Genomic DNA, 18,770 nt, shown 5'->3' on the forward strand with positions numbered 1-18,770 from the left:
GTGCCGTCCCCCAGCCGCGCCGAGCCCTCCCCCGGCGTCCCGGCCGGGAGCCTGCGGCCCCGCGACCGGTCCGCCGTCCTGCGCGGGGCCGGACCTCGATTCCCCCGTTCGCGTGGCCGACCTCGGTCCTCTGGGTGATCATCGACGCGGGAGGCCGGCGTCACGGGGACGGCGGCACCACGCGGACGAGCACCCGACGGGCCGGCGTCGCCGGCGCGGACGGCGACGACGGAGGGGAGTCATGGCCGACTCGAGCACGGCGGACCTCGGCAAGGGCAAGCGGATCACGGGCGGGGACCGCACGTCCCTCGCCGACGAGCTCAAGAAGCGCTACGACGGCGGGGAGAGCATCCGGTCCCTGGCCACCTCGACCAACCGGTCCTACGGCTTCGTGCACCGGCTCCTGTCGGAGTCCGGTGCCACGCTGCGCAGCCGTGGCGGAGCGAACCGGAACAACAAGAAGAGCGCGTGACGGCGGCCGACGCCGACGGCCGGGTCCGCACCGCCCGCGACGGCGCCGTCCTCACCGTCACGCTCGACCGTCCCGACCAGCTCAACGCGCAGACGCCGGCCACCTGGACGGCGCTCGCGGCGGTCGGTGCCTCCCTCGACGACGACGTCCGCGTGGTCGTCGTGCGGGGCGCCGGCCGCTCGTTCTCCGCGGGGCTGGACCGCAGCCTCTTCAGCACCGACCCCGACACCCCGGGGGGCCTCGGCCAGCTCGGCCGGATGCCCGCCGAGGTCGCCCAGGAGCGCATCCGGACCTACCAGGCCGGGTTCCGGTGGCTGCGGTCACCGGGGATCGTGTCGGTGGCGGCGGTGCAGGGGCACGCCATCGGGGCCGGCGCGCAGTTGGCGCTGGCCTGCGACCTGCGGGTGCTCACCGAGGACGCCTCGCTGCGCCTGCCGGAGGCCACCCTCGGCCTGGTCCCCGACCTCACCGGCACGAGCACGCTGACCGAGCTGGTCGGCTACTCGCGCGCGATGGAGATCTGCCTGACCGGGCGGGCGGTGGCGGCGGCCGAGGCGCTGACGATGGGCCTGGCCAACGCCGTCGTCCCGGCCGGCGGGCTCGACGAGGCGGTCCGCGGGCTGGTGGCCGCGCTCACCGCCCCGCCGGCCGGTGCCAGCCGGGAGACCGCGGCGCTGGTGCGCTCCGCCGTCCGCAACGACCCGGACGGCCAGGACGCCGCGGAGCGGGCGGCGCAGGCGCGGCGGCTGGCCGAGCTGGCCGGCAGCTGAGCACGACGCCGGAACAGGGGACGGCCGGCGGCTGTTGTCCGTGCCGCCGGCCGTCCCTGCTGCCGGGGGAGGAGGTCGTGCCATGAGCGGTCCCATGGGTCCGATGACCTCCATGGCGGCGATGCGGTCGTTCCGCCGTGACCCGTCGGTCACCTCGCGCGAGCTGCCGAAGGGGACGGTCCGCCGCATCCTCGGCATCGCGGGGCCCTACCGGCGGGAGCTGACGTTCTTCCTGCTGCTGGTGGTCGGCTCCTCGGTCATCGGCGTCATCACCCCGCTGCTGGCCGGGCAGATCGTCAACCGCATCGCCCGTCTCGACGGCACCGCCGGCGGCGTGGTCCGCATCGCGCTGTTCATCGCCGGTCTCGCCGTCGTCGACGCGGCCATCTCCCTGGCCACCCGCTGGTACTCCGCCCGCATCGGCGAGGGCGTCATCTACGACCTGCGCGCCCGGGTCTTCGAGCACGTGCAGCGGATGCCGGTCGCCTTCTTCACCCGCACCCAGACCGGTGCGCTGGTCAGCCGGCTCAACAACGACGTCATCGGCGCGCAGCAGGCGTTCACCTCGACGCTGTCCGGCGTCGTCTCCAACGTGATCGGCCTGGTGCTCACCGCCGGCGTGATGTTCACGCTGTCGTGGCAGATCACCCTGCTGTCGATCGTGCTGGTGCCGGTGTTCGTGCTGCCCGCGCGGCGGATCGGCAAGCGGCTGCAGGAGATCACCCGCGAGTCCTACGGGCTCAACGCGTCGATGAACTCCTCGATGACCGAGCGGTTCAACGTCGCCGGCGCGCTGCTGGTCAAGCTGTTCGGCCGGCCCGAGGTCGAGGCGGACTCCTTCCGCGGCCGCGCCGCGCGCGTCCGCGACATCGGCGTCCTGTCGGCCATGTACGGCCGCACCTTCTTCACCGCGCTCACCCTGGTCGCCGCGCTGGCCACCGCACTGGTCTACGGCCTGGGCGGCTGGCTGGCGTTCACCGGGTCGCTCTCGCCGGGCGACGTCGTCGCCCTCGCGCTGCTCCTGTCGCGGCTGTACGGACCCCTGACGGCGCTGTCCAACGTCCGGGTCGACGTCATGAGCGCGATGGTCAGCTTCGACCGGGTCTTCGAGGTGCTCGACCTGCCCCCGATGATCGACGAGGCGCCCGACGCGGTCCGGGTGCCGGCCGACGACCGCTCGATCGAGTTCGAGAACGTCTCCTTCAGCTACCCGGCCGCCGCCGACGTCTCGCTGGCCTCGCTGGAGGACGTGTCGCTGCCCGAGCACGGCGGCCCCACCGCGGTGCTGCACGACGTCAGCTTCCGCGTCGAGCCGGGGCACATGGTGGCGCTGGTCGGGCACTCCGGCGCCGGCAAGTCGACGATCGTCAACCTGGTGCCGCGGCTCTACGACGTCACCGGCGGCGCGGTCCGGGTCGGCGGGGTCGACGTCCGGCAGGCCACGCTGGCCTCGCTGCGCGACGCGATCGGCGTCGTCAGCCAGGACGCGCACCTGTTCCACGACACCATCCGCGCCAACCTGCTCTACGCCCGGCCCGAGGCCACCGAGGAGCAGCTGTGGTCGGCCCTGACCGGCGCGCGGATCGCCGCCCTCATCGCCTCGCTGCCCGACGGGCTGGACACCGTGGTCGGCGACCGCGGCTACCGGCTCTCCGGCGGGGAGAAGCAACGGCTGGCGATCGCCCGGGTGCTGCTCAAGGCGCCGGGGATCGTCATCCTCGACGAGGCCACCGCGCACCTCGACAGCGAGTCGGAGGTGGCCGTCCAGCACGCCCTGGACACCGCGCTGGCCGGCCGGACGTCGCTGGTGATCGCGCACCGGCTGTCCACGATCCGCAGCGCCGACCGGATCCTCGTCGTCGACGGCGGTCGCATCGTGGAGTCGGGTACTCACGCGGAGTTGCTGGCGCTCGGGCGGCGCTACGCCGACCTGTACCGGACCCAGTTCGCCGACGGCGAGCGTCGGACGGTCGGCGCGGCGTAGCAACTAGCGTTCCTCCTGCCCCAGCAGCACCAGGAGGAGCTCCGTGACGTCCGCCCACCCGCACGACGCCCAGATCCGCGCGCTCTACGCCGCCTTCCTCGACGGCTGGAACCGGCGCAGCGGCGCGGCCGTGGCGTCGGGGTTCGCCGACGACGGGGACATGGTCGGCTACGACGGCACCACCGTGAACGGCCGGCTGTCGATCGCCTCGGACCTGCGCCGGGTCTTCGGCAGCCACCCCACGGCCACCTACGTCGGGCTGGTCCGCTCGGTGCGCTCGATCGGCGAGGGCGTGGCCGTGTTGATCGCCCACTCCGGGATGATCCCGCCGGGCGAGGACGACATCGACCCCGGGCTGCACGCCATCCACACCGTGGTCGCCGTCATCGAGGGCGGTCGCTGGAAGATCTCGCTGTTCCAGGCGACCCCGGCCGCGTGGCTGGGGCGCCGGGACGCCCGCGAGGCGCTGACGGCGGAGCTGCGCGGGCTGCTGGCCACCGCCCGGTGAGCGTGCTGGTCCGTGCCGCGGACCTGCTGGCGGCGCCGGAGCCGCCCGTGCTGCTCGACGTCCGGTGGGCACTGGGCGATCACCGCGGCCGCGAGCGGTACCTGGCCGGTCACCTGCCCGGCGCGGTGTTCGTCGACCTCGACACCGAGCTGGCCGCGCCGCCGTCACCGGCCGAGGGGAGGCACCCGCTGCCGTCCGTGGCCGACCTGCAGGCCGCCGCGCGGCGGTGGGGCATCCGGGAAGGCGAGGCCGTGGTCGCCTACGACGCCACCGGCGGGCTCGCCGCCGCCCGGGCGTGGTGGCTGCTGCGCTGGGGCGGCCTGGCCGACGTCCGGCTGCTCGACGGCGGGCTGGCCGCGTGGACGGCGGCCGGCGGGGCGCTGGAGACCGGCGACGTCGTCCCGGAGCCCGGAGACGTGGTGCTGACCGGTGGCGGCATGCCGGTGCTCTCGGCCGACGAGGCGGCGGCGCTGCCCGCGCGCGGCGGCGTGCTCCTCGACGCCCGGGCGGGGGAGCGGTACCGCGGCGAGACCGAGCCGGTCGACCCCCGCGCGGGGCACGTGCCGGGAGCCGTGAGCGCGCCGACGGCGGAGAACCTCGATCCCGGCGGGACCTTCCGCGCCGACCTGGCCGAGCGCTTCGCCGCGCTGGGCGTGCGGCCGGGGACGGCGGTCGGCGTCTACTGCGGTTCCGGCGTCACCGCCGCGCACGAGGTGGCCGCGCTCGCGGAGGCCGGGATCGAGGCGGCGCTGTGGCCGGGGTCGTGGTCGCAGTGGTCGGCCGACCCCGCCCGTCCCGTGGCGACGGGCCCCTGACAGCGGTGTGCGCGTTGGTTGCCAGGTGCCGGCCCGGGCGCGCACGCTGGCGGGCGCTGGTGCCGGTCGGCTGACCACAGTGGGGGCGTGACCTGCAGCACTGTGCGCCTACGGTGCACGTCGGTCTGCAGAACGAGCCCTCAGCGCACGTCACCGCCGGCGTCGGAGGCCACGGCCGCCGACCAATCGGCACTCCGCTGTGAGCGCCGTCCTAGTGCTGGTCGGGCTCGACGGCGGCGTCGTAGCGGTCCAGCAGGACGGCGGCGATGCGCTCGTCGGGCAGCAGGGGCGCGGTGACGACGTCGGCGCCGGCCTCGGCCAGCTTGCCGTGGAAGTGGCCGGGCGCGAGCAGGTAGGACGCGACCACCACCCGCTCGGCGCCACCGCGGCGGGCCGCGGCGACGGCGTCGGCCACCGGCGGCTGCGCGGCCGAGCCGTAGCCGGTGGTCACCGGCCCGGCCCACGAGCGCTGCAGCAGGTCGGCGGTGTCCTCGACGTCGGCGACCGACCGCGGGTCGCTGGAGCCGGCCGCGGCCAGCACGACGGCGGTCAGCGGGTCGGCCGGGTCGGCGCCGGCCTCGACCAGGCGGTCGGACAGCACCGCGGCCAGCCGCGGGTCGGGTCCGAGCGGGCGCGCGGCCACGGCCGAGGCGTGCGCCGCCACGGCTCCGGCGATGTCCACGTGCACGTGGTAGCCGCCCGACAGCAGCAGCGGGACGACGACGGCGGGGTGGCGGTCGGCGGCCAGCCCGGCCACGACGTCGACCACCGTGGGCGGCTGCACGTCGACGAAGGCCGCCGTCGTCACCAGGCCCGGGCGCAGCCGCCGCGCGGCCAGCGCGAGCTCGGCGACCAGCCGGCGTCCGGTGGGGTTGCGGGTGCCGTGCGCGCAGGCGACCAGCACCGGGGTGGTGACCGGGTCGGCGGTCACGGCACCCGCAGGCGGCCGCCGTCGACGGCGACCATCGTGCCGGTGACGTAGGAGGCGGCGGGGGAGAGCAGGAAGGCGGCCACCCGGCCGAACTCGTCCGGCTCGCCGACGCGGCCCAGCGGGATGCCGGCCTCGGCGCGCGCCCGGGCCGCGGCGGGGTCCCCGGAGGCGGCCTCGATCTCGGCGACGCGGTCGGTGGCGATGGTGCCGGGCAGCAGCCCCACCACCCGGATGCCGCGCGGCGCGAGCTCGTCGGACAGCCCCTTGGCGGTCATCGCCAGCCCGGGGCGCAGCCCGTTGCTGACCGCGAGGCCCTCCAGCGGCGAGCGCACGGAGGTGGACAGGACGAAGGCGATGGCCGCGCCCTCGCCGAGGTGCGGCACGAGCGCGCGGACCAGCCGCAGCGGGCCGAGCAGCACGCTGTCGATCCCGGCCCGCCAGGCCTCCTCCGGCGTCCCGAGCACCGAACCGGGCGCGGGACCGCCGACGGAGACCAGCACGCCGTCGACCCGGCCGAGGCGCTCGAGCGCCGTCGTGACGAGGGTGTCGGCGGCGCCGGGGTCGGCGAGGTCCGCCGCCACCCCCGAGGCGCCGTCCCCCAGCTCGGCGACGGCGCGGTCGACCGAGTCGGCCGCGCGGGAGCTGACGAGGACGCGCGCCCCGTCGGCGACCAGGGCCCGGGCGGTCGCCAGGCCCAGCCCCCGGCTCGCGCCGGTGAGCAGGTACCCGCGACCGCCCAGGCCCAGGTCCATCAGGCGGCCGAGCCCCGCAGCGAGCGCAGGACGTACTGCATGATCCCGCCGTTGCGGTAGTAGTTCGCCTCACCGGGGGTGTCGATGCGGACGCGGGCGTCGAACTCGACGTCCCCGGCCCTGACCTTCACCGTGCGCGGCGTCTCGCCGTCGTCGAGCGCGGTGATCCCGGTGATCGTGAACTCCTCGTCGCCGGTCAGGCCGAGAGACTCGCGGTTCTGCCCCTCCGGGTACTGCAGCGGCAGCACGCCCATGCCGATGAGGTTGGAGCGGTGGATCCGCTCGTAGCTCTCGGCGATGACCGCCCTGACGCCCAGCAGCGCCGTCCCCTTGGCCGCCCAGTCCCGCGAGGAGCCCGAGCCGTACTCCTTGCCGGCCAGCACGACCAGCGGGATGCCCTGCTCCTGGTAGGCGACCGACGCGTCGTAGATCGTGGTCGTCTCGCCGGTCAGGTGGTTCTTGGTGACGCCGCCCTCGGTGCCGGGCACCAGCTGGTTGCGCAGCCGGATGTTGGCGAACGTGCCGCGGATCATCACCTCGTGGTTCCCGCGCCGGGAGCCGTAGGAGTTGAAGTCGCGGCGCTGCACGCCGTGCTCGGACAGGTACTTCCCGGCCGGGCTGTCGGCCTTGATCGACCCGGCGGGGGAGATGTGGTCGGTGGTCACCGAGTCCCCGAGCACCGCCAGCGTCCGGGCGCCGGAGATGTCCTGCACCGGGGACGGCTCGGCCGGCATGCCCTCGAAGTACGGGGGACGCCGCACGTAGGTGCTCTGCGGGTCCCACGCGAAGGTGTCGCCGGTCGGCGTGGGCAGGTTCTGCCACTGCTCGGTGCCGGCGAAGACGTCGGCGTAGTCCTTGCTGAACATCTCCGCGGAGACGGCGTGGTCGATGACCCGCTGGACCTCCTGCGGGGACGGCCAGATGTCGTGCAGGAAGACGTCGTTGCCGTCCTCGTCCTGGCCCAGGGGGTCGTTGTTCAGGTCGACGTCCATGGACCCGGCCAGCGCGTAGGCGATGACCAGCGGCGGGGAGGCCAGGTAGTTCATCTTGACGTCGGGGTTGATCCGGCCCTCGAAGTTGCGGTTGCCCGAGAGCACCGAGACGACGGCGAGGTCGGCCTCGTTGACCGCCTGGCTGACCGGCTCCGGCAGCGGGCCGGAGTTGCCGATGCAGGTCGTGCAGCCGTAGCCGACCAGGTAGAAGCCGAGCTTCTCCAGGTACGGGGTGAGCTCCGCCTTCTCGTAGTAGTCCATGACGACCTTGGACCCGGGGGCCAGCGTCGTCTTCACCCACGGCTTGGTGGTCAGGCCGCGCTCGACGGCGTTCTTGGCCAGCAGCGCGGCGCCGATCATGACCTGCGGGTTGGAGGTGTTGGTGCACGAGGTGATCGCCGCGATCACGACCGAGCCGTGGTCGACGAACGTCTCCGTGCCGTCCTCCATGACCACGCGGGTCCGCTTCGAGGGCCGCCTGGAGACGGCGTCGTTCTCGTAGTGGTGCGGCTGGCCGGCGCTGCCGTTGCCGTGCCCGGTGCCCGGGGCCGGGCTGGCCGGGTCGGAGGCCGGGAAGGACTCGGCCGAGGCCTCGTCGACGGAGGACTCGACGCCGTAGGGCTGCTCGTTGGCCGGGACGCCGGGCTTGCGGTCCTCGCCGCCGGTCTCGTCGTCGGAGACGTAGTCGGCCAGCGCGGCGCGGAAGGCGTGCTTGGCGTCGGTGATCGCCACCCGGTCCTGCGGCCGCTTCGGTCCGGCGATCGAGGGGACGACGGTGGCGAGGTCCAGCTCCAGGTACTCGGAGAAGGCCGGCTCGCGCGACGGGTCGTGCCAGAGGCCCTGCTCCTTGGCGTAGGCCTCGACGAGCTTGACCTGCTCCTCGCTGCGGCCGGTCAGCTGCAGGTAGGTGATGGTCTCCTCGTCGATGGGGAACATCGCCGCGGTCGAGCCGAACTCCGGGCTCATGTTGCCGATCGTGGCGCGGTTGGCCAGCGGCACCGCGGAGACGCCCTGACCGTAGAACTCGACGAACTTCCCGACGACGCCGTGCTGGCGCAGCATCTCGGTGATCGTGAGGACCAGGTCGGTGGCGGTGGCCCCGTCGGGCAGCTCGCCGGTCAGCTTGAAGCCGACGACGCGCGGGATGAGCATCGACACCGGCTGGCCGAGCATGGCGGCCTCGGCCTCGATGCCGCCGACGCCCCAGCCCAGCACGCCCAGCCCGTTGACCATCGTGGTGTGGCTGTCGGTGCCCACGCAGGTGTCGGGGTAGGCCACCACGCGGTCGCCCTCCGGGCGCGGGAAGACCACGCGCGCCAGGTGCTCGATGTTGACCTGGTGGACGATGCCGGTGCCGGGCGGGACGACCTTGAAGTCGTCGAAGGCGCCCTGACCCCAGCGCAGGAACTGGTAGCGCTCGCCGTTGCGCTCGTACTCGATCTCGACGTTGCGCTCGAAGCTCTCCGGGGTGCCGAAGACGTCGGCGATCACCGAGTGGTCGATGACCAGCTCGGCCGGCGCCAGCGGGTTGATCTTGTTCGGGTCGCCGCCGAGGTCGGCCATGGCCTCGCGCATGGTGGCCAGGTCGACGATGCACGGGACGCCGGTGAAGTCCTGCATGACCACGCGGGCCGGGGTGAACTGGATCTCCTGGTCGGGCTCGGCCGACGGGTCCCAGTTCGCGATCGCCCGGATGTGGTCGGCGGTGATGTCCGCGCCGTCCTCGGTGCGCAGCAGGTTCTCGAGCAGGACCTTCAGGCTGAAGGGGAGCTTGCCGGAGCCCTCGACCGCGTCGAGCCGGTAGATGTCGTAGTCGGTGCCGTCGACGCTCAGCGTCGACCGGGCCCCGAAGCTGTCCTTGCTGGCTGCCACTGCTTGCGCCTCACCCTCGAGTGTCCATCGGGCTTGAATGCCACCCCCCATCATCCCAGGCCACGCCCGCGGCCCGCTGGGAAGGCGACCCTTCCCTGCCCCCGTGACCTCGGTCTCACCCGCGGCCGGGACCCCGGTCCAGGGCGGGGGCGGACGGTGGCGCACCACCGGATGGCCCGCGGTTGGGCCGCTCCGGGCGGGGTAGCACCGCGCGGTGTCCACGAGCCCCCGGCTCCAGGTCCCGGACGGCGCCGACGGGGACCGGAAGGTCGTCGTGGGCCGCTACCGCCTCGGCGAGCGCCTCGGCGCCGGCGGGATGAGCACGGTCTGGCGGGCGGAGGACCTGCTGCTCGGGCGGGTCGTCGCGGTCAAGGAGCTCACGTTCCCCGTGGGTGCCTCCGCCGCCGACCGCGAGGTGATGCAGGAGCGCATGCGGCGGGAGGGGCGGGCCGCGGCGGGGCTCGACCACCCCGACATCGTCACCGTCCACGACGTCGTCGAGGAGGGCGCAGCCACCTTCCTGGTCATGCAGTACGTCCCGGCCCGGACGCTGACCGAGGTCGTCGAGCAGGACGGCCCGCTGTCGCCGCAGGCTGCCGCACGGGTCGGGCTGGCCGTCCTCGGCGCGCTCCGGGCCGTGCACGCGCGGGGTGTCGTCCACCGGGACGTCAAGCCCTCCAACGTCCTGGTGTCCTCGCAGGACCCGTCCGACCCCGTCGGCCACGTCCTGCTCGCCGACTTCGGGATCGCCTCCGTGCCGGGCGACCCGAGCCTGACCTCGACGGGGCTGCTGGTCGGCTCGCCGGGGTACATGGCACCGGAACGGGCGCGTGGTGACGAGCCGGGGCCTGCCTCCGACCTCTGGGCGCTCGGCGCGACGCTGTTCACCGCCGTGGAGGGCCGGCCGCCCTACGAGGGCCGCGACCCGATGACCACGCTGGCCCTCGTCATGGTCGGCGACCACGCTCCCTACCTGCGCGCCGGCCTGCTCGCCCCGGTGCTGGAGGGGCTGCTGCAGCGCGATCCCGCGGCGCGGACCACCGCCGACGAGGCGGCGCGGGCCCTGGCCCGGGTCGCGCGGACGCCGCTGCGGGGAGGGGTCCCGCCCGCGACCGTGCCCCCGGGAGCGGTCGCCCCGGACGCCCCGGCCCGCACCGCCGCGCTGCACGTCGAGGGGGACGGTCGTCCCTCCGGCACCGGCGCGATGCCCGTCCCCGGTACCATCCCCGACCGGCCCCGGGTCGTCGTCGGCCCCCGGCGCTCGCCCCGCCGCCGCGCCCGGCGGCTGCTGGCCGCCGGCCTGCTGGTGGCCACCCTGCTGGGGATCGTGCTCGTTGTCGTCCTGGGCCGCGGCGAGGGCGGGACGCCGGACGGCGCCGCGCGGTCCTCCGACGGTGCGACCGCGTCGGCCGCCGGCCTGCCGCCCCTGCCCTCCGACGCCGAGACGCCGGACGAACGGTTGCGGGCCACGGTCACCGCCCTGCGGGCCGCCACGGACGGGGACCCCGCGTCGGTCGGGGCCGCCGGCGGGGAAGTCCTGGCGGGCTTGGAGGAGGTGGCGCGCAGGCAGGGCCCGGCGCGCCGGTCGGCCGCGCTGGTGGCCTCCGGCACGGTCGCCGACGCCGTCTCGGCGGGCACGCTGACCCCGGCGGTGGGGGAGCGGGTCCGGCAGGTGCTCGGCGAGGTCGCGCGGCCCGGGCGCCTGGTGGACCTCGTGGAGACGGTGGCCCACGACCCGCCGGCGATCGGGCCGGCCGGACCCGGGCTGCTGGAGGAGCTCGTGGCCCTGGACCACCAGGTTCCCGGCGGCGAGATCGCGGACCGGGCCGCGGCCCTGGTCGGCCGCGTGACCGAGGCGAGCGCGACGGGGGAGGTCAGCGAGGCCTTCGCCGCCGCGGCGCTGCCCACGCTGAGCGGGCTGGCCGACCCCGCCGCCGACCAGGCCCTGCGCGTCCTCCTCGCCGACGTCGAGCGCGACCCCGGCCGGGTCGGGCCCGCCGCCGAGGAGGTCCTGGCGTCCCTGCGGGCCATCGCCGAGCTGCCCGTCTTCGACCAGGGCAACGAGGCGGCCGCGCTGCTGGCGCTCCTCCGGGACCAGAGCCGGGTCACCCCGGCGTTCCGCGACCAGGCGGTCCCGGTCCTGACCCCGCTGGTGCGCTGATCCCCCCGCCTGCACCGACCGGCACGGCCGACGAGGGCTCCCTACGGTGGACGGCGTGACCGGCGACGTCCCCGACCCGCTGCCCGGCTGGCTCTCCGGTGCCGGGCGGGTCACGGTGCTGACCGGCGCGGGGATCTCCACCGACAGCGGCATCCCCGACTACCGCGGACCGAACGGCGTGTGGACCCGCGACCCGGACGCCGAGAAGCTCGTCACGCTGTCCTACTACGTGACCGACCCGGGGATCCGCCGCAAGGCCTGGCGCATGCGCGCCGACCTGCGGGCCGGCGACGTCACCCCCAACGCCGGGCATCGCGCGCTGGTCGACCTCGAGCGGCAGGGCCGGCTGCGCGCGCTGCTGACCCAGAACGTCGACGGGCTGCACCAGGCCGCCGGCTCCGCGCCGGAGCGGGTGCTCGAGCTGCACGGCACGGTGCACGCGGTGCAGTGCCTCTCCTGCGGTGACCGGACGTCGATGGACAGCGCGATGGAGCGGATCGACGCCGGCGACCCCGACCCGGCCTGCCTCGTCTGCGGCGGCATCCTCAAGTCGGCGACGGTCAGCTTCGGCCAGGCCCTCGACGGCGCCGTGCTCGACGCCGCCGCGGCGGCCGCCGCCGACTGCGACGTGTTCCTCACCGTGGGCACCTCGCTCGTGGTGTACCCGGTCGCCGGGCTGGTCGAGGTCGCCGCGGCGTCCGGCGCGCGGGTGGTCGTCGTCAACGCCGAGCCGACGCCCTACGACGGGCTGGCCGACCTCGTCGTCCGGGAGCCCATCTCGACGGCGCTGCCGCGGCTGGTGGCCCGGGCGTGAACCGCCGGGAGCTGGAGGCCCGCTACCGCGCGCTGGTGCTCGACGAGCTGCCGCGCCGGGCGCGGGCCGGGCGCTGGGTGGTGACCCACGACCACTGCTTCGGCCGGATCGTGCTCGACCACGCCGTGGCGGGGTGCTGGTACGACGTCCTGGACCGGCGGCGGTCCCCGGCCTTCGCGCAGCTGTCCGACGAGCAGCTCGCCGGTGCGGTGGCCCTCGCCGAGCGGGTGCTGGCCGAGGGCGACCCGCTGCTGCGCGAGCTGGACGCGCAGAGCCTCACCTGGCGCGGCAAGCCGCCGAAGCCGTGACGCTGCTCGTCGTCCACCTCGCGCTGACTGCGGCCTACGCCGGCTTCCAGTGGACCGTGCGGGTGCTGGTCTACCCGCAGTTCGCCGGCGTGCCCGACGCGGCGTTCCCCGCCTACGAGCGGGCCCACCAGCGGCGGGTCAGCCGGGTGGTCGGGCCGCTGTTCGCCGGCCAGGCGGTCACCACGCTGTGGTTGCTGGCCGCGCGCCCGGCCGGGGTGCCGCTGGTCCCGGTGCTCGCCGGCGCCGCCTGCCTCGCCGTCGTCCTGGGGGTGACCGCGGTGCTGGCCGTCCCGCTGCACCGCCGGCTGGGGGAGGGGTGGGACGGCGGCACGCACCGGCGGCTGCTGCGCGCCGACACCGCCCGCGCGGTCGCCGCCACCGCCGGGACGCTCGCCGCCGCGTGGCTGGTGCTGACCGCGGACGGCTGAGCACGCCACGGGCCCCGGCGGCGGCTAGCGTGACCGGGACCACGTCGAGCGGCTGACCGGGCCCCTCCGGCAGCCCTGGCAACCGGGAGCCCGGCATGCGCGTGCCCTTGACCACCCGTGACTTCCTCGACCGCGCCGAGCTCGTCTACGGCGACCGGGTCGGCATCGTCGACGAGCCGAACCAGCCGGCACCGTCGCTGGGCGAGGTCTCCTACCGCGAGGTGGCCCGCCGCGGACGGGCGCTGCAGGCCGGGCTCGACGCGCTCGGCGTGGGGGAGGGCGAGCGGATCGCCGTCGTCAGCCACAACGCCGGCCGGCTGCTCGAGTGCCTGCTGGCCCTGCCCTCGTCCGGGCGGGTCGTCGTCCCGGTGAACTTCCGGCTGCAGCCGGAGGAGGTCAGCTACATCGTCGGCCACAGCGGCGCGCGGGTGCTGTTCGTCGACCCGGAGCTGGAGGCCTCGCTCAAGAGCGTGGAGGCCGAGCACCGGTTCACCACCGGCGAGGAGTACGAGCAGCTGCTGCGGTACGACACCGAGCCGGTGCCGTGGTCGGAGCCGGACGAGGACGCCACCGCCACGATCAACTACACCAGCGGGACGACGGCCCGGCCCAAGGGCGTGCAGATGACCCACCGCAACGAGTGGGTCAACGCGGTCACCTTCGGCATGCACGTGCAGGTCGGCGACCGCGACGTCTACATGCACACGCTGCCGATGTTCCACTGCAACGGCTGGGGGCTGCCGTACACGATGGCCGGCCTCGGCGCGCGCCAGGTGGTGATCCGCAAGATCGACGGCGCGGAGATCCTGCGCCGCGTCGAGCAGCACGGGGTGACGGTGATGGCCGGGGCGCCCGCGGTGTGGAACGCGGTCCTGGACGCCGCGGCCGACTGGGACGGCGAGGTCCCCGGCCGCGACCGGGTGCGGATCGTCGTGGCCGGCGCGCCGCCGCCGTCGAAGACCATCGCGCGGGTCGAGGCGGAACTGGGCTGGGAGTTCAACCAGATCTACGGCCTGACCGAGACCGCCCCGCTGGTCACCGTCAACCGGCCGCGCGCCGAGTTCGACGACCTCGAGCCGGAGGAGCGCGCCAAGCGGCTGTCCCGGGCCGGGGTGCCGGCCCTGGGCACCCGGCTGGAGACCAGTGGGAGCGGCGAGGTGCTGGTGCGCAGCAACACCGTGCTCGCCGGCTACTGGCAGAACCCCGACGCCTCCGGCGAGGCGCTCGAGGGCGGCTGGTTCCACACCGGCGACGGCGGCAGCCTCGACGAGGGCGGCTACCTGACCATCTCCGACCGCAAGAAGGACGTGATCATCACCGGCGGGGAGAACGTCTCGTCGATCGAGGTCGAGGACGCGGTCTTCAGCCACCCGGCCGTCGCGGAGGTCGCCGTCATCGGCATCCCCGACGAGAAGTGGGGCGAGATGGTCACCGCCCTGGTGGTGGTCGCCGAGGGCCAGCAGGTCACCGAGGAGGAGATCGTCGCCCACTGCCGCGGCCGGATCGCCGGGTACAAGATCCCCAAGCGGGTGGAGTTCCGGGGCGAGCTGGCCCGCACCGCCACCGGCAAGATCCAGAAGTTCAAGCTGCGCGAGGCCTTCTGGTCCGACGCCGACCGCCAGGTGAACTAGCGCGGAGCACCCCGGCCCCGTCCAGGGCCCCGCCCCGAGCGCGCGAGGGGTGGGGAGGACGGGGTCCTCCCGCTCACCCCTGCGGGGGAGACGTGGTCAACCGGCCTCCCGGCGAGGTCGATCCCCGCTCTGAGCGGCGCCCACGGGGGCGCCCGGAGAGCACGTGCGACCGGTCCGCCGGTCGCACCGGGAGGGGCCGGACGTGGGCACGCGAGCGCGCACTCGACACCGCACGGCGCGACGCTGGGGCGCACGGGCGGCCGGGACGGTGCTGGCCGGCCTCGTCGTCGCCGGGCTGACCCCGGGGGTGGCGTCCGCGGCCCCCAGCGACGCCGAGATCGCCGCAGCCGAGGCCGCGCGCGACGCCGCCGCGGCCGCGGTCGGCGTGCTCGGCGCGCAGCTGGCCGACGCCGAGGCGGCTGCCGCCTCCGCGCACCAGGCGGCGCAGATCGCGCTGCAGGACTACGAGGAGACCCAGGCCGCCTACGAGGCCGCCCGCGCGGACGCCGCCGCCGCCGCGGCCGCCGTCGTGCAGGCCGACGCCGACCTGGCCGGCGGCCGCTCCGACGTCGCCGCCTTCGCCCGCGACAGCTACGTGCAGGGCACCACCGCGCCCGGTGCCGCCGCGCTCATGAGCAGCGACGGCCCGGCACAGCTGATCGAGCGCGCCGCGCTGCTCGAGGCGGCCGGCACCCACCGGGCCGACGTCCTCGCCACGCTGACCGTCCTCCAGGAGCAGGCCACCACCGCCCGCGAGCAGGCCGCCGCCGCGTCGGTGCAGGCCGAGTCGCTGCAGGCGCAGGCCGCCACGCAGCTGGCCGGCGCCCAGGCGCAGGAGGTCTCCGCCCGCGAGCAGACCGCCGCGCTCGCGGAGCAGCGCGACGCCCTCGCCGCCCGGGCCGGAGCCGCCGGGCAGCAGGTCGCCGGGATGCAGGCGGAGCAGGACGCCGCCGAGGCCGCCGCCGCCGAGGCCGCCGCCGCCGAGGCCGCCGCTGCCGCTGCGGCACGGGCGGCCGCGTCCCGGCCGGCCGCCGCACCCCCGGCCCCGGTGTCGTCCGCACCGGCACCGGCTCCGGTTCCGGCTCCGGCTCCGGCGAGCAGCCCGTCCCCGAGCTCCGGTGGCGCGTCGTCGTCCAGCTCGTCGACCAGCTCCTCCTCGACGTCCGCGAACTCCTCGGCGACGAGCGGCACCCCGTCGTCGAACCCGACGCCGCCACCGGCGACCACGGCCGGCGCGCCCTCGGCCTCGGCCGTGGACACCGCCGTCGCGGCGGCCGTGTCGCAGCGCGGCCTGCCCTACAGCTGGGGCGGCGGCGGCAGCAACGGCCCGAGCTACGGCATCCCGCCGGACACCGGGATCTACGGCTTCGACTGCTCGGGGCTGACCCAGTACGCCTACGGGCGGGCCGGCATCCAGATCGGTGGCACCAGCCGCGACCAGTGGTGGCGCTTCCGCGGCTCGACCGTGGCGCGGGCGGACCTGCGCGCCGGTGACCTGGTGTTCTGGAGCTCGGGCAGCTCGTACACGTCGATCTACCACGTCGCGCTCTACATCGGGAACGGCAAGGTGGTGCAGGCCCCGCAGAGCGGCGACGTCGTCAAGGTGTCGTCGATGTGGTTCGGCAGCGACTACTTCGGGGCGGTCCGGCCGACCGGGTGAGGACCCCCCGCAGGGAGTCGGGAGGTCGGGGCGTCGGGCAGCCACGGGGGGAGCTGCCCGACGCCCCTCCACGCTAGCAGCCGCGGTGCCGCGTCCGCAGGGTCCTCGGGCGCGTCGCCGCCGGTGGCCGGGTCGGGGTGTCGCCCGCGGACGGCGTCGGCGCGGCGCTCCTGCGCAGGGGACGGACTCCCAGCTCCGGGTGGGACACTGGCCCCGGACGGGCGAGGAGTCCCGTCACCGGCCTCCCCGCGTCGATGCTCGTCACGGCCCGGGGGCCGCGGACCGGCACGACAGGGAGCCCCGTGACCAGCGCTGCCAGCACCCCGCTCGAGAAGACCGTCGGCGCCACCGCCGCGGGCTCCGGGGCCCCGGTCCCACCGTCGGCGGACGCCGCCCGGCTGGAGCGCGTGCTGTTCGAGATCAAGCGGGTGATCGTCGGGCAGGACCGGCTGGTCGAGCGCATGCTGGTCGCCCTGCTCGCCCGCGGCCACGTCCTCCTCGAGGGCGTGCCCGGCGTGGCCAAGACCCTCGCGGTGGAGACGCTGGCCACCGTCGTCGGCGGCAGGTTCGCCCGCCTGCAGTTCACCCCCGACCTGGTGCCGGCCGACATCCTCGGCACCCGCATCTACAAGGCCGGCCAGGACGCCTTCGACACCGAGCTCGGCCCGGTGTTCGCCAACTTCGTCCTCACCGACGAGATCAACCGCGCGCCGGCGAAGGTGCAGTCGGCGCTGCTGGAGGTCATGGCCGAGCGGCAGGTGTCCATCGGCGGCGTCAGCCACCCGCTGCCCGACCCGTTCCTCGTGCTCGCCACGCAGAACCCGATCGAGTCCGAGGGCGTCTACCCGCTGCCCGAGGCCCAGCGCGACCGCTTCCTCATGAAGGTGCTCGTCGACTACCCGACCCCGGAGGAGGAGCGCGAGATCATCTACCGGATGGGCTCGACCCCGCCGGTCGCCGAGACGGTCCTCGGCCCCGAGGACCTGCGCCGCATGCAGCGCACCGCCTCGCAGGTGTTCGTGCACCACGCGCTGGTCGACTACGTCGTCCGGCTCGTCGTCGCCACCCGCCAGCCGCGCGAGCACGGCATGGACGACGTCGCCTCGTGGGTGTCCTACGGCGCCAGCCCCCGCGCCTCGCTCGGCCTGATCGCCGCCGGCCGTGCCCTGGCGCTGGTGCGCGGCCGCGACTACGTGCTGCCGCAGGACGTCCTCGACGTGACCGCCGACGTGCTGCGCCACCGGCTGGTGCTGTCCTACGACGCCCTGGCCGACGGGGTGCCGGCCGACCACGTGGTCAAGCGGATCCTGCAGACCGTGCCGCTGCCGCAGGTCGCCCCGCGGCAGCGCGCCGGTGGCTACGGCCCGGCCGTCCCGGGCGGCCCGGCCGTCCCGCCGCCCGGTGCCCCGCAGTACGGACCGCCGCAGGGCGCGCCCTACGGCCAGGGGTTCCTGCCGGTCGCGCAGCCGCCCGCCGGCATGAACGGCCAGGGCGGTCAGCCGGGTGGTCAGTTCGGCGCGCCGGGCCAGCCGGGTGCCGGCCAGCCCGGCGGGAACGGGCACGTCCCCGGGAACCCGCCGGCGTGATCCTCCGTCGCGGCCGGAGGAAGGGCGGCGGCGCGGGGGACGGCGCGGCCGGCGACCCGGCCGGGGAGGACGTCGGGCTGGCGCTCGTCGGCGCCGGCGCGCCCACACCCGGCTCGGGCATCGACCCCGGGAACGGCGGTGGCGCGCCACCGCACTTCGGTGAGGGTCCCGCCGACGTCCTCCTGCAGCGCCTGGAGCTGACCGTCCGGCGGCGGCTCGACGGGCTCCTGCAGGGCGACCACCTGGGCCTGGTCCCCGGGTCGGGCACCGAGGCCGGCGACTCGCGCACCTACCACCCCGGTGACGACGTCCGGCGCATGGACTGGCCGGTCACGGCGCGCACGCAGGTGCCGCACGTCCGCGAGACGATCGCCGACCGCGAGCTGGAGACGTGGGCGGTGGTCGACCTCTCCGCCAGCCTCGACTTCGGCACCGGGCTGTGCGACAAGCGCGACCTGGCGATCGCCGGGCTGGCCGCGGTCAGCCACCTCACCGTCCGCGGGGGCAACCGCCTGGGTGCCGTCGTCACCACCGGCGAGCGGGTCGACCGGTACCCGGCGCAGGCCGGGCGGCTGGCCGCGGACCGGCTGCTGCGCGCCGTCGTCGCCACCCCGCGCGCCACCAGCGGCCGCCGCGGCGACCTCGCCGCGGCGCTGGAGACGCTGCGCCGCCCACCGCGCCGCCGGGGACTCGTGGTGGTCGTCAGCGACTTCCTCGGCGACACCGACTGGGAGCGCCCGCTGCGCGGGCTGGGGGCCCAGCACGAGCTGCTGGGCATCGAGGTCGTCGACCCGCGCGAGCTCGAGCTGCCCGACGTCGGCCTGCTCACCGTGGTCGACCCCGAGTCCGGCCAGACCCTCGAGGTGCCCACCGGGGACCCGCGGTTCCGCGCCCGCTTCGCCGAGGGCGCCGCCGAGCAGCGCCGGGCGATCGCCACCGGCCTGCGCCGCGCCGGCGCCGGGCACCTGCAGCTGCGCACCGACCGCGACTGGCTGATGGACGTCGTCCGTTTCGTCGCCGACCGCCGACGAGCCGGCTCCGGAGGGGCGTCCCGGTGAGCGGCCCGACCCGCCGTACGAGAGAGGC

The 18,770-nt window shown here is 75.7% G+C and carries 16 protein-coding genes; 13 read left to right on the forward strand and 3 right to left on the reverse strand.

The features are described from left to right. The first annotated feature begins 241 nt into the window (after positions 1 to 241). The 5 genes from JOD57_RS22290 (at position 242) to JOD57_RS22310 (ending at position 4,549) form a co-directional block, all read left to right on the forward strand. Positions 242 to 472: a helix-turn-helix domain-containing protein gene (locus tag JOD57_RS22290; RefSeq protein WP_204694021.1), complete on the forward strand. Its 231-nt coding sequence runs from the start codon at positions 242 to 244 to the stop codon at positions 470 to 472. After that, on the forward strand, positions 469 to 1,242 hold the full coding sequence (locus JOD57_RS22295) for an enoyl-CoA hydratase/isomerase family protein (protein WP_204694022.1): 774 nt from the start codon (positions 469 to 471) through the stop codon (positions 1,240 to 1,242). Before JOD57_RS22290 ends, JOD57_RS22295 begins: the two co-directional genes overlap by 4 nt. A gap of 82 nt (positions 1,243 to 1,324) precedes the next feature. Then, a complete protein-coding gene (locus tag JOD57_RS22300; RefSeq protein ID WP_239568743.1) occupies positions 1,325 to 3,226 on the forward strand; it encodes an ABC transporter ATP-binding protein in 1,902 nt (633 codons plus the stop codon). A gap of 43 nt (positions 3,227 to 3,269) precedes the next feature. Continuing rightward, on the forward strand, positions 3,270 to 3,734 hold the full coding sequence (locus JOD57_RS22305; protein WP_204694023.1) for an SgcJ/EcaC family oxidoreductase: 465 nt from the start codon (positions 3,270 to 3,272) through the stop codon (positions 3,732 to 3,734). Beyond that, on the forward strand, positions 3,731 to 4,549 hold the full coding sequence (locus JOD57_RS22310) for a sulfurtransferase (protein WP_204694024.1): 819 nt from the start codon (positions 3,731 to 3,733) through the stop codon (positions 4,547 to 4,549). Before JOD57_RS22305 ends, JOD57_RS22310 begins: the two co-directional genes overlap by 4 nt. Before the next feature lie 211 nt (positions 4,550 to 4,760). On the opposite strand, the gene JOD57_RS22315 is transcribed toward JOD57_RS22310, so the two are convergent. Genes JOD57_RS22315 through JOD57_RS22325 form a run of 3 tightly spaced genes read right to left on the reverse strand, consistent with a single transcriptional unit; the run spans position 4,761 to position 9,096 of the window. Continuing rightward, positions 4,761 to 5,480: a sirohydrochlorin chelatase gene (locus JOD57_RS22315; RefSeq protein ID WP_307824861.1), complete on the reverse strand. Its 720-nt coding sequence runs from the start codon at positions 5,478 to 5,480 to the stop codon at positions 4,761 to 4,763. After that, positions 5,477 to 6,232 (reverse strand): SDR family oxidoreductase, encoded by a 756-nt coding sequence (locus JOD57_RS22320; RefSeq protein WP_204694025.1) that lies wholly within the window; start codon positions 6,230 to 6,232, stop codon positions 5,477 to 5,479. Before JOD57_RS22320 ends, JOD57_RS22315 begins: the two co-directional genes overlap by 4 nt. Further along, positions 6,232 to 9,096: an aconitate hydratase gene (locus tag JOD57_RS22325; RefSeq protein ID WP_307824862.1), complete on the reverse strand. Its 2,865-nt coding sequence runs from the start codon at positions 9,094 to 9,096 to the stop codon at positions 6,232 to 6,234. The genes JOD57_RS22320 and JOD57_RS22325 overlap by 1 nt, the downstream gene beginning before the upstream one ends. A gap of 214 nt (positions 9,097 to 9,310) precedes the next feature. On the opposite strand from JOD57_RS22325, the gene JOD57_RS22330 reads away from it, so the two are divergent. The 8 genes from JOD57_RS22330 (at position 9,311) to JOD57_RS22365 (ending at position 18,742) form a co-directional block, all read left to right on the forward strand. Then, entirely contained in the window at positions 9,311 to 11,257 is a 1,947-nt protein-coding gene (locus tag JOD57_RS22330) for a serine/threonine-protein kinase (RefSeq protein WP_204694027.1), read from the forward strand. A 55-nt stretch (positions 11,258 to 11,312) separates the two neighbouring features. Continuing rightward, complete coding sequence (locus tag JOD57_RS22335) at positions 11,313 to 12,071, forward strand: SIR2 family NAD-dependent protein deacylase (protein WP_204694028.1); 759 nt, start codon at positions 11,313 to 11,315, stop codon at positions 12,069 to 12,071. After that, positions 12,068 to 12,379, forward strand: coding sequence for a hypothetical protein (locus JOD57_RS22340; protein WP_204694029.1), 312 nt, complete (start codon positions 12,068 to 12,070; stop codon positions 12,377 to 12,379). Before JOD57_RS22335 ends, JOD57_RS22340 begins: the two co-directional genes overlap by 4 nt. Beyond that, positions 12,376 to 12,807, forward strand: coding sequence for a DUF1772 domain-containing protein (locus tag JOD57_RS22345; RefSeq protein WP_204694030.1), 432 nt, complete (start codon positions 12,376 to 12,378; stop codon positions 12,805 to 12,807). The genes JOD57_RS22340 and JOD57_RS22345 overlap by 4 nt, the downstream gene beginning before the upstream one ends. A gap of 95 nt (positions 12,808 to 12,902) precedes the next feature. Then, positions 12,903 to 14,438 (forward strand): AMP-binding protein, encoded by a 1,536-nt coding sequence (locus tag JOD57_RS22350; RefSeq protein WP_204694031.1) that lies wholly within the window; start codon positions 12,903 to 12,905, stop codon positions 14,436 to 14,438. A gap of 202 nt (positions 14,439 to 14,640) precedes the next feature. Then, complete coding sequence (locus tag JOD57_RS22355; protein ID WP_307824863.1) at positions 14,641 to 16,098, forward strand: C40 family peptidase; 1,458 nt, start codon at positions 14,641 to 14,643, stop codon at positions 16,096 to 16,098. A 302-nt stretch (positions 16,099 to 16,400) separates the two neighbouring features. Continuing rightward, positions 16,401 to 17,684, forward strand: a complete 1,284-nt coding sequence (locus JOD57_RS22360; RefSeq protein WP_307824864.1) for an AAA family ATPase — start codon at positions 16,401 to 16,403, stop codon at positions 17,682 to 17,684. Further along, positions 17,681 to 18,742: a DUF58 domain-containing protein gene (locus JOD57_RS22365; protein ID WP_307824865.1), complete on the forward strand. Its 1,062-nt coding sequence runs from the start codon at positions 17,681 to 17,683 to the stop codon at positions 18,740 to 18,742. The genes JOD57_RS22360 and JOD57_RS22365 overlap by 4 nt, the downstream gene beginning before the upstream one ends. Positions 18,743 to 18,770: the final 28 nt, after the last annotated feature.

The organism is Geodermatophilus bullaregiensis, from assembly GCF_016907675.1.
In the GTDB taxonomy this organism is placed as follows: Bacteria; Actinomycetota; Actinomycetes; order Mycobacteriales; family Geodermatophilaceae; genus Geodermatophilus; species Geodermatophilus bullaregiensis.

Coding starts and splice junctions, on each gene's coding strand:
- JOD57_RS22350 (WP_204694031.1), top strand. CDS start 12,903: ATGCGCGTGCCCTTGACCACCCGTGACTTCCTCGACCGCGCCGAGCTC.
- JOD57_RS22320 (WP_204694025.1), bottom strand. CDS start 6,232: ATGGACCTGGGCCTGGGCGGTCGCGGGTACCTGCTCACCGGCGCGAGC.
- JOD57_RS22290 (WP_204694021.1), top strand. CDS start 242: ATGGCCGACTCGAGCACGGCGGACCTCGGCAAGGGCAAGCGGATCACG.
- JOD57_RS22300 (WP_239568743.1), top strand. CDS start 1,325: ATGAGCGGTCCCATGGGTCCGATGACCTCCATGGCGGCGATGCGGTCG.